This window comes from Adhaeribacter terrigena (assembly GCF_016623615.1).
Classification (GTDB): Bacteria; Bacteroidota; Bacteroidia; order Cytophagales; family Hymenobacteraceae; genus Adhaeribacter_A; species Adhaeribacter_A terrigena.
Map to the genome: position 1 here is coordinate 438211 of NZ_JAEHFX010000003.1, position 22511 is coordinate 460721.

Annotated in this window: 12 protein-coding genes; 8 read left to right on the forward strand and 4 right to left on the reverse strand. The window is 43.5% G+C overall.

Features of this window, described 5'->3' with window-relative positions:
- Window positions 1–119 precede the first annotated feature (119 nt).
- Entirely contained in the window at window positions 120–1133 is a 1014-nt protein-coding gene (locus I5M27_RS08560) for an SRPBCC family protein (RefSeq protein WP_200505779.1), read from the reverse strand.
- Window positions 1134–1311: 178 nt separating this feature from the next.
- Between I5M27_RS08560 and I5M27_RS08565 the strand changes: the two genes are divergently transcribed.
- Complete coding sequence (locus I5M27_RS08565; protein ID WP_200505780.1) at window positions 1312–1575, forward strand: hypothetical protein; 264 nt, start codon at window positions 1312–1314, stop codon at window positions 1573–1575.
- 21 nt (window positions 1576–1596) lie between these two features.
- Here I5M27_RS08565 and I5M27_RS08570 read toward each other — a convergent pair whose 3' ends face one another.
- The 3 genes from I5M27_RS08570 to I5M27_RS18570 form a co-directional block, all read right to left on the reverse strand.
- Window positions 1597–2343 (reverse strand): metallophosphoesterase, encoded by a 747-nt coding sequence (locus I5M27_RS08570; RefSeq protein ID WP_200505781.1) that lies wholly within the window; start codon window positions 2341–2343, stop codon window positions 1597–1599.
- 64 nt (window positions 2344–2407) lie between these two features.
- Complete coding sequence (locus I5M27_RS08575; protein ID WP_200505782.1) at window positions 2408–3013, reverse strand: acyl carrier protein phosphodiesterase; 606 nt, start codon at window positions 3011–3013, stop codon at window positions 2408–2410.
- Window positions 3014–3173: 160 nt separating this feature from the next.
- A complete protein-coding gene (locus I5M27_RS18570) occupies window positions 3174–3749 on the reverse strand; it encodes a YqaE/Pmp3 family membrane protein (protein WP_234462449.1) in 576 nt (191 codons plus the stop codon).
- 272 nt (window positions 3750–4021) lie between these two features.
- Between I5M27_RS18570 and I5M27_RS08585 the strand changes: the two genes are divergently transcribed.
- The 7 genes from I5M27_RS08585 (at window position 4022) to I5M27_RS08615 (ending at window position 22496) form a co-directional block, all read left to right on the forward strand.
- Window positions 4022–4528: a pyridoxamine 5'-phosphate oxidase family protein gene (locus I5M27_RS08585; RefSeq protein WP_200505783.1), complete on the forward strand. Its 507-nt coding sequence runs from the start codon at window positions 4022–4024 to the stop codon at window positions 4526–4528.
- 89 nt (window positions 4529–4617) lie between these two features.
- Entirely contained in the window at window positions 4618–5340 is a 723-nt protein-coding gene (locus I5M27_RS08590; RefSeq protein ID WP_200505784.1) for a spheroidene monooxygenase, read from the forward strand.
- A 608-nt stretch (window positions 5341–5948) separates the two neighbouring features.
- Window positions 5949–7346: a T9SS type A sorting domain-containing protein gene (locus I5M27_RS08595; RefSeq protein WP_200505785.1), complete on the forward strand. Its 1398-nt coding sequence runs from the start codon at window positions 5949–5951 to the stop codon at window positions 7344–7346.
- A gap of 282 nt (window positions 7347–7628) precedes the next feature.
- On the forward strand, window positions 7629–8507 hold the full coding sequence (locus I5M27_RS08600) for a T9SS type A sorting domain-containing protein (protein ID WP_200505786.1): 879 nt from the start codon (window positions 7629–7631) through the stop codon (window positions 8505–8507).
- Between the two features lie 357 nt (window positions 8508–8864).
- Window positions 8865–15953, forward strand: a complete 7089-nt coding sequence (locus I5M27_RS08605) for a fibronectin type III domain-containing protein (RefSeq protein ID WP_200505787.1) — start codon at window positions 8865–8867, stop codon at window positions 15951–15953.
- Between the two features lie 512 nt (window positions 15954–16465).
- Window positions 16466–16729, forward strand: coding sequence for a type I restriction endonuclease subunit R, EcoR124 family (locus I5M27_RS08610; RefSeq protein WP_200505899.1), 264 nt, complete (start codon window positions 16466–16468; stop codon window positions 16727–16729).
- A 949-nt stretch (window positions 16730–17678) separates the two neighbouring features.
- Window positions 17679–22496, forward strand: a complete 4818-nt coding sequence (locus I5M27_RS08615) for a DUF5977 domain-containing protein (RefSeq protein WP_200505788.1) — start codon at window positions 17679–17681, stop codon at window positions 22494–22496.
- Window positions 22497–22511: the final 15 nt, after the last annotated feature.

Below are 22511 nucleotides of genomic sequence, written 5' to 3' on the forward strand. Positions count from 1 at the left end.
CCAGCTAAAATTGTTGTGTCATGGTTTATTTGCTAAACATAATGTTCGCACCTGGGGAAACTTGCATAAAAAAAGCCCGCAGCTTTTGCCGCGGGCTTTGGAAATCAGGGTAAATAAAATTAAAGCGGATAATAGATTTCGGTGAGCCATTTGGCCGGATCTTTTTCTTTGCCCGGGTCGGTAACGTAAACTTCCCAAGGCGAACCTTTTAACGCTTTTTTATTATCCGTAAGCCATTTATCCATGGCCATGTGCGCGCTATAAGTGCCTTCGTGTGGACCGAAATGTGTGGTAATGGCAACCGGGCCGCCTTTTATTTCTTTGGCTATAATATCGCCGTTGGTTTTACCGGCTTTGTTTACCGGAATAATTGCTTCAAATTCAATTGCTTTTGGGTCGTATTTGTGATACACAGCAGATGGGTGACCGGCAAATTCGAGTTTGCTCTTTTTCATTTCTGCCGCCATTTTACCGTAAAGTTCGCCTAATTTTTCAGAGAGTTGCTCCTGGATGCAAACGGCTTTCATGCTTAGAACCTGCTGGGCAGGTATCGTTTTCTCTTCAACGGTAAAAGCAGCAGCTGATGCGGCTGGCATGTTTTCTACCACGATTTTGAGGTTGTTCAGCCCTTTCTCGAAATCTTTACCCAGCATATCGTCCATGAATAAACCCATGTATTTAGAAGGCACGTACCACGTCCAGGGCATATCAGCACAATCTGAATCCATACTCCAGGTTACCTTGGTTCCATCTTCTACGGGTTCAAATTTGTACATCGCATAAGAAGTTCCCATATTACCAAAATCCATGGCCGTTTTAATAGTCTGGTTTGCCTGGCTTTCAGCAATTGTAAGGGCACCGTTGCCAACTTCGTTGCTCGTCCAGCTGTATTTGGCGCCTACCCCAGCTTCCGGACCTTCGTAAGTGAGTTGTATATTTGGGTCCATTTGGTGCCACGGCGACCATTTCTCCCAGTTTTTCAGGTTGTTTACCTGGTTAAAGGTTGTTTCGGCTTTAGCTTTCATTACAAGCGAGCGCTCCACATGCACTTTACCCGGCAGCAGAAAACTAACCGCGATCAACAAGGCGATCAGGCCCAGAAAACCCAGTCCGAGTTTTTTCAAAAGTTTCATAAAAGAATTAAGGGTTTGAAAAGTTTAAATTGCAACGCCGAATCTAATACTAATCCGGAAGCGGTGCAAACAATATTCCGTTAAGGCAATATTGTTTCCGTTAAATAAAAATTGCGCTAACTTTTTTACCCGGAAACGGTACTGTTTTAAGCAACAAAACACCACTTAATTTCTGAATATGAAAAATCCGATCTTGCGGATACTTCCGGCCCTGATCTTTACAGGAGTTGCCGCGTTGGCAATTGTCCAGCACCGCGACTACGTGGAGGCCGGTATCTGGGCATTATTTGCTTTAGCTGTTGTGCTTCCGGCTTTGCCCGCCTCCGGCAATAATAAACGGACCTTGCAGTTGGTAGCCGTTGGTTTTATGGTGCTGGGAATAATTTTACTGGTGTTGCGGTTATTGAATATTTTGCCGGTTCCGCTAAGGCCATTGTCTTAGGTTTGAATCCTGCAAAAACTTTTAAAACGGCCGGCGGGGTTCGGCATAGAGTTTTTCCGGCGTTACCGATACCGTTTCCATTTCCGGATAGCGCAAGGCTGTTAATTTTCCGCCGAAAACGCAGCCGGTATCTATGTTGATGGTGTTGTTTAATAAAACGGGTTCGCGCACCGGCGTATGCCCGAAAACGATAAAGGGTTTTCCCATATAATCTTTGGCCCAATTGATCCTTTGTGGTAAGCCAAAATCATCGAGTTTGCCGGATGTGGGCCCAAATAAAGCCATTTCCCGGGCGCGCTTGCTGCCCGGAACGTGGAATTTTTCCGGCAAACCCGCGTGCGCGATCAGCAGTTTCTGCTCATCGAACCAAAGCAAATGCGGCAGCATTTCCAGGAAACGCCGGACGCGGATGGAAAACTGCGGCGGTTCTTTTTCGAGTTGCGCCAGCGTGGTGTCGAGCCCGTGGTTGATCTGTACATTCCGCCCCATGAGTTTGCGCATCAGTTTATCGTCGTGGTTACCAATTACGGCAAAAGCCCTGTGCTGCCCCACCGCGTGCATTACCAGTTTCAGCACGCCCGGCGAATCAGGTCCCCGGTCCACAAAATCGCCCACAAAAGCTGGTTTCCTCCCTTCCGGATGGGAAATTTCGGGAGTATTGCCATGCGGGTGTTTCACATCATAACCAAGTTTTGCCAGCAGCGCCAGCAATTCCGGGTAACAGCCATGCACATCGCCAATAATATCTAAAAGTATGCTTTGCGGCATCTTGGATCTGTAAATGCGTGAATTGAGATTGTTGAATTACAAAAAAACCGAATGGTCATTAAACTTACGGCAGGGGCTTTGGGTTACCGATCATGGCTATCCGGTTTTGGGAAAACGCTATCAGTTCCGGGAAAAAAAGTCTGAATTCTTGGGCATAAAGTTCGTAATTCTTTTCCAGTTCCAAGGCAGCGGTCTCCATCCCGGAATGAAACGTGGTTCGCCGGCTTAAACCCGTCAGGGCCTGGTTTATGCCCTTCAGTTCGGCGTAACTCAAAAGCCAGTTATGCTGCATCATGTGCGGTAGAAATTGCTTTACGCGCTCGGGTAAAATATGCCAGTGCTGCTGCAAAACGCTATACTTTTCTGCGGTAAAAGTGCTAAGGGGCTGGGGAGAAAAAGCTTCGAAATTGGCAGCCAGAAAATGGTCGTAAAACATATCGGCAATAACCGGCGCGTATTTTCCGTATTCCGGCCGCAGGCGGTTTTTGGTAGCCGCCACAACGTCGTTTACATCGGTAAAAGCATCAATTTCGCGGTGCAGTAAAATGCCTTGCCGAATGCCTTCCGAAAACTGTAAGATCTGTTTTCCGCGCACCGCATCGGCAATAAAATTCCCGATCATCAATTCCGTATCGGGGCCGGAAAGAAAAACATGAGCGAGGTAGTTCAAGATTCTTTATAAAGTTTGTGATGTGAAAATGCGGAAATAACCCCGGATAAAAAAACACCCTGCATTGCCTGAATGTATTTTTTTTCCGAATGCTAAAACATAAAAAAAGCGCCGGAACTGCCGGCGCTTTTTGGTTGCAGCGCGCTGCTGAATTTTGGTTTTAAATGGTATCGGTTACCACCAGTATAGCGTAGATCATGCCCGGGAAAAAGAACAGAAGCGTAAGCAGCAACGAGATCCAGAAACGACCGTTTAATCCGCCTTCGTGCAGCAAAACGCCTACCGGCGGCAGGATAATGGCAAAGATCAGTTCCACAATATTTATAGTAGGTTGCAGGGCTTCCTGGTTACCCGCAGCGGCTTGTTTTTTAAGCTTTTTCAGTGCACTTTTTAATTCTTTTTTATCGGTTCTGGTAAGCTCGGAATTCAGCCGGGGAGCGGCTTCCGGGGCTTTTATTTCCAAGGCTTTTTCCTGAAAATTTACCTGCGGTTGTACGGCTGTGGGGGCAATTTCGGGAGTAGCGCTGGCCGTTAGATTTTCCGGCGTTTCTTCTGCTGCAATTTCCTGGTTTAGGACTACCTGCTCCGGCTGGCTTTCAGTTTTGGCTAAGGCTTTTTCGGAATGGTAGCCCTGGCTGCGGCCCGAAAACTCGTACTGGCGGGCGGTATTACAGGAAAAAAATAATTGTCCGACAATGGTTACAGCCAGTAGGTAAAGTAGATTGTTTTTTTTCATACGTTTTAGATTTTATTTTAAAGAGTTAAGATTTTAAGCGATTGGATCAGAACGGAAAAAAAGATTTCTGTCACCGGGATTATGCTTCCTTAACGCTTTTCCGGTAGTGGGGTTAGGTTGATGGAACAATAATGGGAAAAAACGCAACAAAAAAATCTGAAAACGGTTTTCTAGCAACAGGCAACGGCTACGGTGGAATTAAATTTAAATCCATGTGCGTGCTGTATGTTCCACGAAACTTTTAAAACAAAAAAAAACGAAGCGTTATCATCATGGAAAATTCCCAAAACAAAGCCGAAGGGCTGAAAATGCTGAAAGAAAAAATTAAGGATATTAAAGTGGCCATGCTTACTTCCGTAAATCCGGATGGTTCGCTCCATTCCCGCCCCATGCAAACGCAGGAAATAAAAGACGACGGGGCTTTATGGTTTTTTACGGGCAAAAATTCCGGCAAAATTCCTGAAATTAAAAATGATTCGCACGTGAGTTTAGGGTACGCAGATCCGGATAGTAATACCTACGTAGCCGTTTGTGGCAAAGCAACTTTGGTTTCAGACCAGGCGAAAATAGACGAACTCTGGAACGACATGCTTAAAGCCTGGTTTCCGGAAGGAAAATCTGACCCGAATATTATCCTGCTAAAAGTAACCATAACCAGCGCCGAATATTGGGATTCCCCGAGCAGCAATGCCGTGCAGCTTTTTGGCATGGTAAAAGCCATGGTTACCGGCGAAGCTTATAAACCAGGCCCCGGTGAACACGGAAAAATTACAGCCTAGCATTTATGAAATTCTTAAAAAAAGGGGGTTAACAGCTCCCTTTTTTATTAAAAAACGCTATCTTTTTGCTTCCGAAAACTACCTGTAAATTGGAACCGAATTCCTCTTCTGCTATTACTACCATTACTATCCTGGGCCTGAAACCCGGAAACATCCGCTGGGGCCTGGCAAAAATGGGTACCATGCCTTTAATTTTGAAATCCGTGCCCGGTCTGAAATTCTTTAAAATGCTGGGCAGTGGTAACGGCTTAGGCTTTAGTTTAAAACCCAATTTCAACCGTTACGGCCTGCTTTGCACCTGGGAAAATGAAGCTGCCGCCGCAATTTTTTTTGCAGAGAACCAGGCGTTTTTAAATTACATCGAGCATACTTCGGAAAGCTGGACCATCTGGCTTAAGACCCTGCAAGCGCACGGACTCTGGGACGGCCTGAATCCTTTTTCCGAAACAGACCCGGCCATTAAAACAGATGGAAAAATTGCTGCACTAACCCGCGCTACCATCCGTTTAAAAGCCCTTCCTGCCTTCTGGAAACACGTTCCGCAAACGAGCCTTGCCTTAAAACAAGCAGATGGTTTACTGTGTTCGGCTGGCTTGGGCGAATTGCCTTTTATCCGGCAGGCAACCTTCAGCGTATGGAAAAATGCTGAAGCCTTAAAAAATTATGCCTATAAAAATGCGAGACACAAAGAGGTGATCAAACGCACCCGGGACGGGAATTGGTATAAAGAGGAATTATTTGCGCGGTTTGTACCGGTTAAAACAGAAGGTTTGTGGAACGGGAACAATCCGGTAAAACTCGTGGAGCTTTAAAATGTTTTAAGAAATAGTACTAAATTTTTTAAAGATTTTGCCGCTAACAATTCATTTCTAAATAACAGATCCATATCCTTTTTTCGAAGGCTCTAAGGTTTCGGCGAATTTAATTTTAACAATAAATTCGTTTCCTTTCTTCCCCTGTTTCTTCCTCCATTCATAAAGCATAAAGTAAATCTATAACCAGATATTATTTCAATCCCTTACTGTTGATGCCTGTCGCTTCTCTCCTGATTTTGATAACACTATTTAGGAGGTGATGCTTTATTTTTTCCTGCATATGGTAAAACCGTGGATAAAAACCAGAAATGATAAAACTTTAAAAAAATGTAGTTGTTACTTCAATATTGAATTATTATTAATTTAAATAAATAAAATGCAACCTTTTCCTCTGTTTAATACTATATCATTTTACAACGAAATATTAAAAATATATAAATATAGCTCAAAAGCACCAGTTGCTAATGGAACAAGTTAGAGCCTATAATAGCAAATGCCTGCTTTAAAGAAAAACAATACACAAAATTATACTAACATCTTAAGCTGGTTCCTAATAAAGAAAAAAATTGAACCATTACTTAACGCGAGCTTAAATTTTTATTTACATGAGAAAGCTAATTTACATATTGGTCCTTGCGGTATTTTTCGGGCAGAGCGCAAGGGCACAGTTTTCTACTGTAACCAAATTAAATTCGGTAGGAATTTCCAGCGATACCAAAGAAAAACCTCAGTCTAAAGTCTGGATGCACGCGGGAAAATACTGGACCGTATTGGCTAACTTCGACGGAACCCATGTCTGGCGCTTAGACGGGACCACCTGGACCAATGTACTTAAAATTTCACCTTCGGAATTTGGCCGGGCAGATTGCAAAGTTGCCGGTAATATTGTTCATATTTTCCTTTTCCGGAAAACAACTTCCTATTTAATTTCGGTTGAATATGAACCGGAAACAAGCACTTATAAACTTTGGTCAGACCAAACGTCGCGGGTTCCGGTTATAATAGATACCACCGCTGAAACTGCCACCATTGATATTGATACCAACCACCGAATGTGGCTGGCCTCCGATAACGACTCGGCCATTATAAGCATGTGGAGCGATCCGCCCTACGCCAACTGGAGCAAGCCGGTTGTGATAATGTCTAAAGTACTGCCGGATGATATCGGAGCGGTGATTGCATTACCGATGTTAAAAAAGGTCGGGATTTTTTGGTCCAACCAACGCACCAAACGGTTCGGCTTTAAATTACATGCCGATAATGCTCCCCCTGAAAACTGGTCTGCAGACGAAGTGCCGGCGGTGCAATCGGCCATAAATTTTGGCTCCGGCATGGCCGATGATCACATGAACTTGTCCGTGGGCAGGGATGGCACCTTGTATTGCGCCGTAAAAACCAGTTATGACCGGCCCGGGTACCCAAGACTTGCGCTATTAATTCGCCGGCCATCCGGTACCTGGGATAATCTGTACGAAGTTTCGGAAATCGGTACCAGGCCCATTGTATTACTAAACGAAGACATTGGTAAAATAAGGATCGTTTATTCTGCTGCCGAAGCCGGTGGCGATATTCTGTATAAGGAATCGTATACTTCTAAAATAAAGTTCAGCCCAACTTTCACGCTTCTTTCCGGCAAATACAACCACTGTAGCAGCATAAAAAACGGCAACTATTCCGAGTCTGTAATTTTATTTTCCGATCTGCTAAAAGCTTTTGGCGTAATAGTTACCGATGAAAAGAAAGAAACGCCGGAACTGGCCATTAGTCCAAACCCCATGCATTCCGGTTCTTCTACCATCGTTTTCACTGTTCCGGCTAAAAGCGAATATTCCATAACCTTGTATAATCTGGGGGGAAAACTGGTGCGTATACTGGAAGGCTATTCTATTGTTGAAGAAAAACATGCCATAGATCTGGAGGCTTCACAAATTCCTCTGGGACTTTATATTCTCCGACTGCAAACCGACAAAGGCAGTAAAAGCTTAAAAATTATCCGCAACTGAAAAATTACCTTGATAGATCATAAAACATTAAACGGTTTTACGAGTTTTTTAACTTACTACCATAGCGTTTTATTATAATTATTTCCTTCAGGCTACCGTGTTTAGAATAATCACTATACGGTAGGGTTTGAAGGCTAAAAAGTACCACCCGCCCTTTCTCATCTCCTTCCGATCCAGCGTATTTATCAGTTCCCCTGCAAACCTGTTAGCTTCTAGTACTGGCTGGTTTTACCAATTGCTGCAAATGATCCGGAACCTGCAAGAATTTTATTTTTTACGGCCTTGAGAAAGTTTATAATCAGCGCAATTCTGGGCGTAATGTTGGTGGCAAAAGTTACGGCTCAAATTGCCTCCACATCCCCCGTGGCATTACATTCCATTTCTGACTTTTACGGCGATAAACCCGGTACCACATCTCCTGACATGGTTTCAGCCACCGGGCAAAGATCTGTTCCTGATTCGGTAATGTTGGTTTCTACGGTAGATAAAACGGCCCAGGAGGCACATTCGGCAGTTTTAAGCTGGCACGCGTTTCCGGATGCGACTTCGTACCAACTACAGGTAGCAACGGTTTCAGATTTTCAGGGCATGGTGGCCGATATAAGCAATATTACAGCGCTTTCCTATACGGTTTCCGGATTAACTCACAACACGCAATATTTCTGGCGCGTGAAAGCTTTTATTGCTTCCGGAGAAAGCAACTGGTCTGCCGCCAGAAGTTTCTCCATTGGTTCACCACCGTCCTCTCCTGCAACAGGACTTCAGGGAACTACCGGCGAAGCAATAGCTTATCATGCAGCTTCCAATACTTCCGAAGCAAGCCGTCAGCCCGATTTACCGGTTTCCAGGCCTGCCAACGCCATTAAACCAACTCCGGCAATTGCAGCAGCTTCGAAGAGCCGTAAAAATGCTGCTTCATCCAGATATCCTGCTCCAGTTTCTAATATAAATTTCATTATTCCGGCGCAAGGCGATTATACCCTTACGTTACACGACTTGTCCGGCAAACCGGTGTGCGTTCTAAAACAAGGCTACGCCAATTCCCGCGAGAGCCTTACAGTAGACCTGAAAGAATATAATTTACCCGACGGTATGTATATGGTAAAGTTATTTGCCAGTAAAAGCAGCCAGCAATATTTAAGGGTTAAAGTCGGCGATTAAACAATCCTGAAAAAAACCGGCAATACCCTGACCTTGATATTTTTCGCAATAAGCAGCCCTTCCCTTCCGCTTCCGATCATTAAAAAGTACCCGATTAGTTTTTTGGTTTGAAACCCTAGCGTTTTTCATTCCACAGCTTCCCCAGGTTTCCTGCATCAGGTTGGGGCAAGTACTGTTCACCTGAAAACGCTAAGCTTTTGAGCTAAAAAAGTCGGGCTAGAAGCTTATGATCTTGAATCCACCATTGTACCCTTTGATATTTTATAATAAAAAAACAAACAGGCGCTCCCGTTTACGGATTACGCTTTAACAGCCCTGTTACAGATAGCCTAATTTCTGAATCTAAATCTATCTTCCATGAAAAAAATTATACTTCTACTGGCGCTGTCATTATTTTTTGCCCAGGATACGTTCGCTCAATTCTCTTCCGTAAAGCCGTTAAAGTCTTTTTCTTTAAGCACCAATACCCGGGAAAAACCTCAGTCCAAGGTCTGGATGCACGATGGCAAGCATTTTTCCGTATTGGCGAACAGCAGTGGTACCCACGTTTTCCGCCTGGATGGAGACTCTATCTGGACTAAAACATTTACCCTCACATCAAACTCTTCAAGCCATGCAGACTGCAAAGTTGTAGGAAATGTGGTGCACGTTTTTCTTTTCCGGGGCAATAGTTCAGAACTGATTTCCATCGAATATGTGGCATCCAACAGCACTTACAAACTCTGGGCTACCAGAACCTCTACAGTAGGTATATCAACCGATTCTGATGCTGAAACGGCTACAATTGATATAGACGCTACCGGCCGGATGTGGGTGGCCTACGATACAGATAACTCCATTAAGGTGCGCTGGAGCAATTCGCCTTACTCCACGTGGAGCGCGCCCGTAGTGGTTGCCTCCGGGATTCTTCCGGACGACATCGGGGCCGTGATCGCTTTTCCGATGTTCAATAAAATCGGCGTTTTCTGGTCGAACCAGGATACGCAGCGTTTCGGATTTAAAATGCACTCCGATACCGCCCCCGACTCGATCTGGTCTGCAGATGAAGTACCCGCTTCCCAATCAGCCCTGAATGTAGGCAACGGTTTTTCCGACGATCACATGAATTTCAAGGTTGGCTCCAATGGTACACTCTACTGCGCGGTTAAAACCAGTTACGACAAGGCGGGCTACACCAAAATTTCACTGCTGGTGCGCCGCCCTAACGGCACCTGGGATAATATTTATAAAGTTTCTGAGATCGGCACCCGCGGAATTGTTCTGGTAAACGAATTAGTAGGAAAAATAAGGGTTATCTATACCGAAGACGAAGCCGACGGCGATATCTTCTATAGAGAATCATCGCTTTCTTCGATCTCATTTGGCTCTCAGCGAACCCTGATAGCCGGGAAATACAATAACCCAACCAGCATAAAAGGCAACCACACGTTTGAAGTAGCCATTATTGCTTCCACTTCTTCACAGGCCGTAAGCGTGCTCGCCACCGATGATCCGCCCGTTCCGGAAGCACCAACCCTGAACCTTCCCGCAAACGGCGCCGGCAGTTTTCCGGTTGCCTCAAGCTTAAGCTGGAATGCCCCCTTATTTGCAAAAACCTACCAGGTACAGGTAGCCACCAGTTCCACTTTCCAGAACCTTATTTACGATGGAACCAACATTACAAACACTTCCACTACCGTTCCGGGTTTAAACTGGAGCACGCAGTATTACTGGCGGGTCAGGGCTGCAAATCAATCGGGGGCAAGTCCCTGGTCGGTGGTAAGAAATTTCACTACCGAACCGATTCCCTTGCCAGGTACGCCCGGACTGGTATCTCCGGTTAACAGCGCAACTCAGGTAAGTAATCCGCCGGTTTTTACCTGGAATGCAGCAAACTATGCTACCACTTACCAGTTGCAGATTGCCACTTCATCCGGCTTTCAGACCATTGTTTCCGATGTAAATAATATTGCAAATCTCACACTTACAGCTCCCATTCTGAACTGGAGCACCCAGTATTACTGGCGGGTCAGAGCTGTAAATGCCTCGGGCAATGGAAGCTGGTCTTCCGTCAGAAATTTTACTACGCGGCCCATACCCTTGCCAGAACCACCGGCACTTGCTAGCCCGGCCAAAGGCACTACCAACGTAGTCCTCCCGGCTGTACTCACCTGGAATGCGGGCAATTATGCCACAACCTATCAATTACAACTAGCCAATTCCCACGAATTCTTAACGATTGTTTCCGACATAAATAACATAAGTGCGCTCACCAGAACGGTTTCCGGGTTAGACTGGAGCACTGAATATTTCTGGCGCGTAAGATCCATTAATACCTCGGGAACCAGCGCCTGGTCAGACACGAGTCGATTCATATCTGAAGCTATTCCAGTACCAGTTGCGCCAACATTGGTTTCGCCGGCAAGCAGCGCTATCAACATTCCTATAAGCACTACCTTAAGCTGGAATGCTGTAACGTATGCCCAATCCTACCAGATGCAGTTGTCTACTTCGCCAGATTTTCTGGCAATTGTTCAGGACAACAGTCAAATCAGCACTACTAATACCAACGTTTCAGGTTTAAATTACAGCACCCAATACTACTGGCGGATCAGGGCTTCCAATACTTCCGGCGCGAGCAGCTGGTCGGCGGTCAGAAGTTTTACCACGGTGCCTCCCATACCAGCAGCCCCCGTTTTAGCTGCCCCGGCCGATATGGCAACCGGAATTGCCATTGCGCCAACCTTAAGCTGGAATGCTACTGCCCATGCCGCTACCTACCAGATGCAACTGTCCACAACTCCGGACTTTCTTACAACGGTTTCTAACGTAAGCAACCTTACAACTTTAAACACTTCTGTTTCAGGCCTGGCCTTCAGCACCCAATACTTCTGGCGCGTGAGAGCCACCAATATTACGGGTACCAGTCCCTGGTCTGTAGTGCGGAGCTTTACTACCATACCCATACCTATACCTGCAGCCCCGGCCCTATCTTCGCCATCTAATGGTGCAACGGGGGTTGCTTTTTCACCAACCCTGAGCTGGAACGCGGTAACCTACGCCGAAACTTACCAAATGCAGCTTTCGGCTACTTCAGACTTTTTAAGCCCGGTTGCCGATGTAAGCAATTTAACTACGTTAAATACCATGGTATCTGCGCTGGCATACAGTACCCAATATTTCTGGCGCGTAAGAGCAAGCAATACTTCCGGAGCCGGAAGCTGGTCTGCCGTGAGAAGTTTTACCACGGTACCGCCCCCGCCTGTTCCCGGCGTCCCGTCTTTGAGTTCGCCATCTAGTGGCGCAACTTCCATTGCCATTGCCAGAAATTTTTCCTGGAACGCTTCCTCAAATGCTTATTACTACCAGTTGCAGTTGGCCACTACCTCAGATTTTCAGGCTTTATTTAAAGATACCAGTAATATTACCACCCTATCCGTACCAATTTCCGGAATGGCCTACAGTACCAAATATTACTGGCGGGTAAGAGCTATCAATACGACCGGGGCAAGCAACTGGTCTTCGGTAAGAAGTTTCACCACAGTACCAGTTCCAATTCCGGCTGCGCCTACTCTGAACCTGCCGGCTACAGCGGCCACCGGTATTGCCTTGCCTGCAGCGCTTAGCTGGAACGCAGTTTTGAACGCGGCCACTTACCGCGTACAGGTTGCGACCAGCTCCGGCTTTGGAACTATTGTTTCTGATGTGAGCAATATCACTACGCTGAACAGCGCGGTTTCAGGCCTGAATTATAGCACGCAATATTTCTGGCGCGTAAGAGCCGTAAATAGTTCCGGCAGCAGCAGCTGGTCTTCCTCCCGAAGCTTTACTACCATGCCAATTCCTATGCCGGTTGCTCCGGTTTTAGTTGCGCCTGCCTCGTCTGCAACGGGAATTTCTAATCCGCCAACTTTAAGCTGGAATACCGGTGATTATGCAGAATCATACCAGTTACAGGTTGCTACCGCTGCAGACTTCCTTACCCCGGTTTCCGATATTGCCAATATTACTACGCTGTCCAGTTCAGTTTCCGGCCTGAATTGGGTAACCCAATATTATTGGCGGGTAAGATCGGTAAATGCTTCCGGAGTAAGTAGCTGGTCGGAGGTGCGTAGTTTTACCACCATGCCTATACCAATTCCAGTAGCGCCGGCGCTTTCTTCGCCATCTAATGGCGCAACGGGAGTTGCCTATTCACCAACCCTGAGCTGGAACGCGGTAACCTATGCGGAAACCTATCAGGTGCAGTTAGCCACTACTTCAGATTTTATAAGCCCGGTATACGATATCAGTAATTTAACCACTTTGAATACCGTAATTACGGCCCTGGCTTACAGTACCCAATATTTCTGGCGGGTAAGAGCATTGAATACTTCAGGAGCCGGAAGCTGGTCTGTCCTGCGAAGCTTTACCACCGTGCCGCCGCCACCATTGCCTGGTACGCCATCCCTGTCTTCGCCTTCCAGTGGGGCTACTGGTGTGGCTGTGGCCCGAAACTTTAGTTGGAATTCAGCTTCTAATGCTTATTATTATCAGCTCCAGTTTTCTACGGTTTCTAGCTTCGCAAGTATCTTTAAAGATACCAGCAATATTACCACGCGATCTGTTCCTATATCTGGTTTGGCCTACAGTACCAAATATTACTGGCGGGTGAGAGCCATCAATACAACCGGGATTGGCAGCTGGTCATCGGTACGGAGCTTTACAACAGAATCAGTTCCGGCTCCGGCGGCGCCAGTGCAGAACTTACCGGCCAACGCTGCCACCACTATTACCCTGCCGGTTGCTTTAAGCTGGAATGCGGTTTTAAACGCTGCTACTTACCGCGTGCAGGTAGCTACAAGCTCGGGTTTCGGAACCATTGTAGCGGATGTGAGCAATATTACTGCGCTTAATACCACCGTTAACGGCCTGAATTTCAGTACCCAGTACTTCTGGCGCGTAAGAGCGATCAATGCTGCAGGAACAAGTAGCTGGTCAACGATACGGAGTTTTACTACCCAAGCAATTGCTTTACCTGGTCAGGCAACGCTGGCTTCTCCAGCTAATAATGCTTCTGCCGTAATGACCCCGGTGAGCCTTAACTGGAACGCGGGTCCTTATGGAGAATCCTACCATGTTCAGGTATCGGCGGCTGCCAATTTCCTTACACCGGCTTTTGATGTGAACAACATTACTTCTCTGAATACTACGGTAGCTGGTCTGGCTTACAATACCCTGTATTACTGGCGGGTGAGAACCAATAATGCTTCGGGCGTTAGCGCCTGGTCTGCAACCTGGAGTTTCACTACTGGTTCTCAGCCGGCAACGCTCGTGGGGCATTGGGAAATGGAAGAAACCAGTGGTGCTACGCTGAATGATGCGTCTTCCTTTAATAACCATGGCACCACGGTGAATAACCCAACGAAGGTAGCCGGGGTTATTGGACAGGCATTACAATTAAACGGTACCAGTCAATATGCAACCGTCTCTTCCAGCGCCTCGCTGAATGTAAGCAATGCGGTAACCTTAGCGGCCTGGGTAAAACCGGAGCAAACGGGTTCTGCGCAGGTAATTATTAAAAAAGGAGTAACAGGAAGTGCCGACGGGTATGAGCTTTCGCTTACCAGTACCAGCAAGATCATGTTCCGTTATAATCAGGTTTCGGCGGGAGATACTTATCGTTTACTTGCTACCACCCTGCACCCAAGCAATGGCAATACCTGGATGCATATTGCTGCCACCTTCGACGGTGTTTCTATGAAAATTTATGTAGATGGAAATTTAGACAAAACGCTTACTTTAAGTTCGCCTCCGGCAATTGGCAGCAATAACCTGCCGTTGTCCATTGGGGCTCAAAGCACCGGAACCAACCGGTTTAAAGGCGCCATAGACGAGCCGAGGGTGTACAATGTTGCTTTAAGTGCCGCCGATATCAATGCTCTGGCAACCATGCCGACCTTCAGACCGGTACCAAACACTCCTGCGCTGGTTGGCCCTGCCGACAATGTAAGTAATATCAGCCTTCCGGTAACGCTAAGCTGGAGCGCGGTAACCAATGCGGTATCTTATCAGGTGCAAGTGGCCCCAGCTCCAGATTTTGCCTCGCCCGCAGCAGATATCAGCAACATTACTGAGCTTAACGTTTCTGTTTCCGGCCTGAACTACAGTACCCCGTATTACTGGCGGGTCAGAGCCGTTAATTCTTCGGGAGAAAGCGGCTGGTCTTCTGCGCGAACATTTACCACCGAAGCTGTTGCTTTGCCTGGACCTCCAACCTTAGATGCCCCGGTTAATAATGCTACCGCAGTGGCAATTCCGGCCCTTTTAAGCTGGACTGCCGGAACCTATGCTACAACCTACCAGGTACAGGTTGCCACAACGTCAGCTTTTCTGAACCTGGTTTCGAATGAAACTAATATCACCACGCTTTCTACTGCTGTTGCCGGCCTGGCTTATAATACAGTGTACTACTGGCGCGTAAGAACCGTTAATGCTGCCGGAACAAGCAGCTGGACAACTCCGCGCAGCTTTACTACCAAATCGCAGTCAACAACCCTGGTAGGTTTCTGGCAAATGGAAGAAACGACCGGTACCACCTTATTCGATGCCTCGGCGAACGCAAATAACGCTACCACGGTAGGAAACCCGGCGAAGGTAGCCGGCGTGGCCGGGCAGGCATTGCAATTGAACGGTTCCAGTCAATATGCCACCGTGCCTTCCAGCGCATCGCTTAATATAAGCAATGCGATTACCTTAGCGGCCTGGATTAAACCGGAGCAAACAGGCTCGGCGCAGGTAATTATGAAAAAAGGTTTAACCGGCGATGCTGATGGTTATGAACTTTCGCTTACCAGTACCCGCAAAATCTTATTCAGGTACAACCAGGTTTCCGGCGGAAGTGATTACAAGGCCCAGTCTGCAATACTTCACCCTACCGACGGCGCTACCTGGATGCATATTGCCGCGACTTTCGACGGCACTACCATAAAAATTTATGTAAACGGCGTACTCGATAGAACCGAAACCCTTAGTTCACCACCAGCTATAGCCAGCAACAACCTGCCACTGGCCATTGGCGGACAAAGCATTGGAAATAACCTGTTCAAAGGTGCTATTGATAATCCGAAGATTTACAACGTGGCTTTAAGCAGCTCCGATATCAGCAGTCTGGCCAGTATTTCATCGGCCCGTATGGCCTCAGGAAGCCAGGAAAGTACCATAGAAAACCTGGTGGCCAGTCCAAATCCTTTTATGAATGCTACCAGCATCCATTTCACAGTTCCGGAAAGCGGAGCGTATTCGGTTACTTTATACAACATGGCAGGCCACCCTATAAAAGTGTTGCAAAAAGGGTATGCTAAAGCCGGAGAAAACCTTTCTATGGACCTGGATGGCTCAAAATTAACCCGCGGCCTGTATCTGGTTCGTCTGCAAAACAATAAAAAAAGCGAAACCTTAAAACTGGTGCACGACGTGTGCTATTGATCTGATAAAAAAAACTGCATTACCCTTAGTAAAACGGTATGTTCAGACATCTTGAAACTGTGGTTAGAAGAAAAGATTTATAGTCTGAACATCCATTAAAAAGGCCTCTGAGTTTCAGAGGCCTTTTTTTCAATTCGATTGCTTTTGAAAGCAAAGTTTACCTGGCAGAATAAAACATTCCTTCAGAAATTCGAAATCGGGAAAAACAAAAAAGCACTTCCGAAATATTCGAAAGTGCTTTTCTTTTTGAGCCCCTAAGCAGTGAATTATCGAACTTTTTAAATCAGGATATAATTAGTTTGGCTAATTTTTTTGAGCTAACTATTTAGTTCGATTCCCCTATGGACTACTGAAAAGGCCTTTATCGCAAGATGAAGACCTTTTTTATTTACTTTCGGACACTATTCGGACACCAATCCATTAATTCCATTTCTGTGGGTATTTCCACCTACCCACTTTAAGCTTTCGCTTCAAATCTAACTCATCTTCAGAAAATCTTCGATTAAAAAGATATTCCGGAAAAGTTTAAAACCTATTGGGAAGTCGAAAGGAAAGACGCTTTGATTAGGTTAAGCCAAGAAGAAAATCTAGATGTAATAAAACTTGAGGAGGTGATCGGAAACTATCTCTTTACCGAAAAAAAACCAATGCGCGACGAGGTAATAGGAATGATAAACGACAGGCCCACTCTTAAGGAAAGAGGAACAGTAGCAGAAAGAATTACGAGCAGGATCTTATCTTTTGTGGAGACATTCATCAATGGAATCACAAACTAAATTTGTAAAAATAATATTAAAAGCTAAAATTTATAAGTAACGCCTAATTTTATTTTAATTAAAGCAGTTTTGCAACTTTTACCATAATATAATCAATACCTTGAACGGCAGCTACGCCAGTTTCTCTACTTCTAATCTGGCAAAGCCAAATTCCTCCGTTATTTTCCCCAGGATCTAAACACCCATCCCTTTTAAAAGGATAATTTTTTAGCGAAGGTGAAAATGCACGGTGTCGAAGAACTTACTTTCGGCGTCTAAAAAGGCATCGAACAGCATAATCACCCCTCTTCTTAAACGCATCTTTTCTTGTAACTAAAATATTCCCTCCATTTATACTATTTAACTCATGTTTTGTCCACTTTTTAAGCCCAGTCCCACTCAGTAAAATAAAATGGTTTCAATAGTTTGAAGGTAGTTGAATAACACAGAAATCAATAAAAACTCAACATTTATAAAACTCTACCATACAATCAATTTCTCAGATAGTTAACCATGTCCCTTTGCAAGTCCCATTTTTATTACTTAGTTGATCAATTTCTTAGAGTTAGCCATATTCTCATTAGTTAAAAGTAGGTTCATTATTTTAACTTTAGAAACGGCTATTTTTATGCTAACAACAGCCAAAGTCTTGCTCTATATTGCTCGTTATCTAATACTTTATTATTATAAATTAAACCTATTAACTTACAAAATACTACTATCCACCATGGTTTTTATTACGTTCACTCAAAAAAACATAAAACACACCATTTTATAAAATCAAAACTTTATTTTTAGGAAATAACACACTGCTCTAATTATCTCTTTGCAAATCATTGTGCCTACCTAGGCAATTTTAAGATAATGTCGCTTGACTTAAGTGACAAAATAGTTTATAGCTCATATGTAATTAACTAATTAAATATGGGTAGAAATATTATTGGCTACAATCTTAAAAAATTCATTAGCAATGAGAAAACCTTATGCTTCCTTTTCAATGCTACATAATAGCATTCTTCGCAAAATAACAGCGTTATTTTTGATTTTTTCTATCCAACTATCTGTTAATCCGCCAATAACATTTGGTAGTTCTGGGCCTAAACAACCTGAGTATTTAGGATACGAATCAGAGGCCAGCCCTGAAATGATAAACCCTTTAACAGGTGACTTTACGTACAACATCCCTTTATTACATGTTCCTGGACCTGAAGGTGGCTTTTCCCTACCTTTAACCTATAGAGCTGGCGTTAAGCTTGAAGACGAAGCATCGTGGGTAGGTCTGGGATGGTCTTTAAACCCAGGTGCAATCGTTCGAACTGTAAATAACTATCCTGATGATGCATGGGGTGAAATCTCAACTTATCGCTCAGTTAATAATGATAGCAATATTAATTGGTCTGGCAAAATACCATCCATTCAAGACCAGGCAATTAAAGCTGAAACAAGTTTTCGTGGGACAATGCAACAAATTGCTGATGGCGTGGCTCGGCAATTTGTCTTAGGCTTATTAGCTAATCCAATGCTTCTATTAGTGGCTAGTATTTATGAATATATTGATAGTAATCTAAATCAGAATGAAAATCCATCTGAGCCAACATTTGATTTTGAAAAAAAAGATGCGATGTATGGACCATTATATTTTGGATTTCAATATGAATGGCAAGATAATAATGGAATTCCTTATAATTATGGCCCCAATTATTATAATCCAGTTTCTGGCACTTATAAAGCACCAGTTTTTAAAAATCTTTCTACATATACTCCCGGCAATTTAGAAACTGATCAGTTTCAAGCGATTGCCTCAGATGTACATAGGCATGTTTTCCCTCCTGTCTCTTCGCAACATGATGTCGCAGGCCAAGAATCCTTTATAAATAGTGCAAAAGAACCTATAAGTATTGCTTACGATAATTACCAAGTAATGGGGCTAGGTGTTTCAGGCCAAATAAAACCATATCGTCTTGAAACCGGATCGGTTTGTCCACCCAGTTACTTAACTTATCGTTATCCTATCCAAAATAATTACGCTCTCCATTATAAATATAATGTCATTCCATTCTTGAGCGATTACAAGGTTGGCTTCCGTTACGAAAATTATCCAACTAATAATTATACACATCATACTTTCAATACGAATCAAACTGGAGCTACCGGCAATAGCACAACTATTTCTTTAACAGATAGCAAGCTTTACAACCAATCAAGCAGAACTGAAACTAGCCGAAAGGGTTTAATAATAAACCAAGTAACAAACGGTTACAAGAGAAGCTTGATACAAGGAAAACATGTTGAATGGTATGCTAATTCAGAACTGCAAAATCCCCCTTCCGGGTTTATTGAATGCCCTGAGTCAAGTAATGGGAATCAAGTAGCAGGGCCGAATCAGAATATGCGGGCTAATAATCCCAAAAGAATTGGAGCTTTTTCTGTTACAGCAGAAAATGGCACTACCTACCACTACTCTCTTCCCGTTTATAGTTTTGGCAGTAAAACGGTTCGTCAGCACTCCAATAATCCTTACCCAGCACAGCTTACTACGTTTAATTATAATGAAACTCCAAATTCAAATAGCTTTGCTCAAGCATGGCTATTAACTGCTATTACTGGTCCGGACTATGTGGATAAAGGCCAGCTGGGCAAAATAGATAAAGAGGATTTAGGATATTGGGTAAAAATGGAATATGGTCGCTACAACGATTATTTCGACTGGCGCAAACCCTACATGTACCCTGAGCCAACTCCGATGCTAACCGGATATCGAGATTTTGACAATAGTGCAATTTATTCTTATTCTCAAGGTACAAGAGAAGGATATTACCTTAATGCCATAAAGACAAGGACCCATACAGCACTCTTTATAAAAGAAGAAAGATCAGACGCATTGGCTAACTCTTTTTCGAGCCTATTATCTTTAAAACTCTCTGAAATCATATTGCTAAAAAACGAAAATTTAGATAAGCTAACTAACGGTTTAGATGGTAATACACCATCATTTGGCTTGAATACAAATAATAATGCTAGTAATTCTACTTCAACATCCCCTCGCAGAGCTGCTGCCGTTTATGACATGAAAGATATTAACGCCGTGCCAGCAATTCAAAATTATATCTATAGCAATATGGTTAGACGGATTGTATTTTCTTATGACTATTCCCTCTGTCCAGGGAATCCGAACTCTGCAAGTGGTAAATTTGCTGGTAATAAATTAACCCTAAAAAATGTAAAAACGTACCTCGCAGGCAATATACTAGAGAATGCTGGATATAAGTTTGACTATGGAGACAATAATCCTATTTATAATTTAGATAAGTACGATGCATTTGGATATTATAAATCAAATGGTGGCTGGTCTGATGAAATGAAAAAGCCTTCATCCACCTATTGGCAAGCAGATCAAGATGGCGCCGCGTGGTCCATTAAGCATATTGTAAATCCATTGGGCTCTTCTATTACAGTACACTATGAACGAGACACATATAGTCGTATTTCAGAAATTTTTTTGACCTCTGATAAACCTGGTGATGGTATTCGGGTCAAGAGAATAGATTTATCGGATGGCAATACTCAATATAGCACTCGTTACTTCTATACCGAAGGACCTGGGTATGGCAGAAGCACAGGTGTAGTAACAAAGGAACCAAGTTCATATAAAAACACTGGCACTCCTAATTTTAATGCATTTGATTATCCTGCTACACCTGTTCTTTATAGCAAAGTAACAGCTCTTACTGGCCCATTCATAAACGACATCAATAATTTTGATGCGAAAACAGAGTATTACTTTTATACTCCTGAAAGCACAATGCTTTCTGTTCTACGAAATACCTCAACGGATAATACCGGCGCAGGAGGAAAATTAACGAATGTGCTGAATACTATAACTGTAAACACAGGACTTATTGGGCAGCCCAAAGCAATTTATAAATATAATAAACATGGCGAACTGGAGGTGAAGAGCATTTATAATTATTCAACAACTATACCACGTAATACTAATAATAATCTAGATCAAGGAAAATTTACCGAGAGTACTATCGCAGCCGAATATTTCCAAAATGAGCATGTTTTTACTAGAACTATTAAAACTTTTATTCCCACAGTTCTTACTTCAATTACAATAACGCACAATAATATTACTTCAACTAATACAAACGAAGTATGGGATTTCTTTACTTCCAAAGTCTTAGAAACATCATCAACAAGTTCAACGGGGATTATATACTGGAATAAGAAGAATCCAGCATATGAAGTAATTAGTTCAGGGCAAAATAAAAAATATCCTGAAATGGGGTTAAAAGGAGAAAATAGTACTTATAAAAACATGTTAGTCCAAGAAGCAGCGAATTATACATTTAAAAAATCTGCTTCTGGCTCAATGATACCGCTTCATGCACAAATACAATCCTGGAAAAAAGATTGGAATAGTTATAGAGAATTTAATTCAGTTACCTGGAAGTATGAAGATAGTAATAACGGTCCCCAAGTCTGGCGATCTCATCAAACTTTTGATTGGAATGCAAATCCGTTAAATTCTGATGGTACGATTAGCAATTTTATTGATTTCAACTGGAGCCAGCAGGATCTGATTACCCAAAATCCTAATTGGGTAATCAATAATGAGGTCACCCGTTATGATAATTATTCAAAAGTTTTGGAAATAAAGGATATCAATAACAGTTATCACTCCATCAAGAATGACCAAGCAAATAACTTAAGTATTGCTAGTATAAACAATGCAAAATATACTGAAACAGCGTATTCAGGTGCTGAAGATGGCGCCTTAAATCAATTAGCACCTTATAATTACGTCTTTGGGGGAGAAATAAAATCCGGAGGCTTAATTACTGATGGCAATGCCCATTCAGGGAAATACAGCATAAGAATTGGCCAAGGAGAACCAGGATTTACATACCAAGCAACTATTGGCTCGGAAATCAGGCCACAAAAATATCGTGCTGCTGTATGGACTCTAAATAATGCTGGTTCTGCAATTAGATTGGTTGCCAAAGCTTGCAATGGTTCTACCTGCACAGAAATTCAATCAATTAATTCTGGACATACTAACAATATTGAAGCTGGAGGCTGGAAACTTTTAAATCTGGTGTTTGAAGTTACTCCAGCCCAAGCTGGACAAACATTAGTAGTAACATGTGAAAACTCAGCTCCTACTTATCTCTTCATAGATGATTTCCGGTTTCATCCCATAGATGCTCCCTTAGTTGCTACAAATTATGACCCTATTACCTGGCAGCCGACATATACTCTAAACAATGATAATCTATTTACCCAAATTGAATACAATATCAAATATAAGCCAAGATATATTTATAAAGAAGTAGCAAATTCAGGAAAGATTAAAGCAAAGGAATTTGAGTATAATGATGCGCCTCATAAGGTTTACTATAATACCCCTATAACTGGATCTTTCTCAAAAAAATGTCCTCCATCTTCAACCCCTTCACCTTCTTCTACTACTTATACATTACCTGCTGGTCGCGTTTCATCTGAATTCTCCCAGCAAGATGCTCAAGATAAAGCTCAACCTTTATTGACCCAAGAAGGACAGTCATACGCGAATAATACAGGTAGCTGCAATTGTAAACCTAATGGTACAGTCTTGTATTATGAATGCGAAACTCATCATTCAGGTGTTTGCAAAAGATATGCTATAAAAGTGGTCAATAATCCAACCACAGGCTATTGTGGTACGATTCGAGAAGAAGTACCTGCTCTACAAACACAAGGGCCGTGTGATCCCAATGTACCGTGTGATATCGGACTTGAATAATACTTTTTTACATGA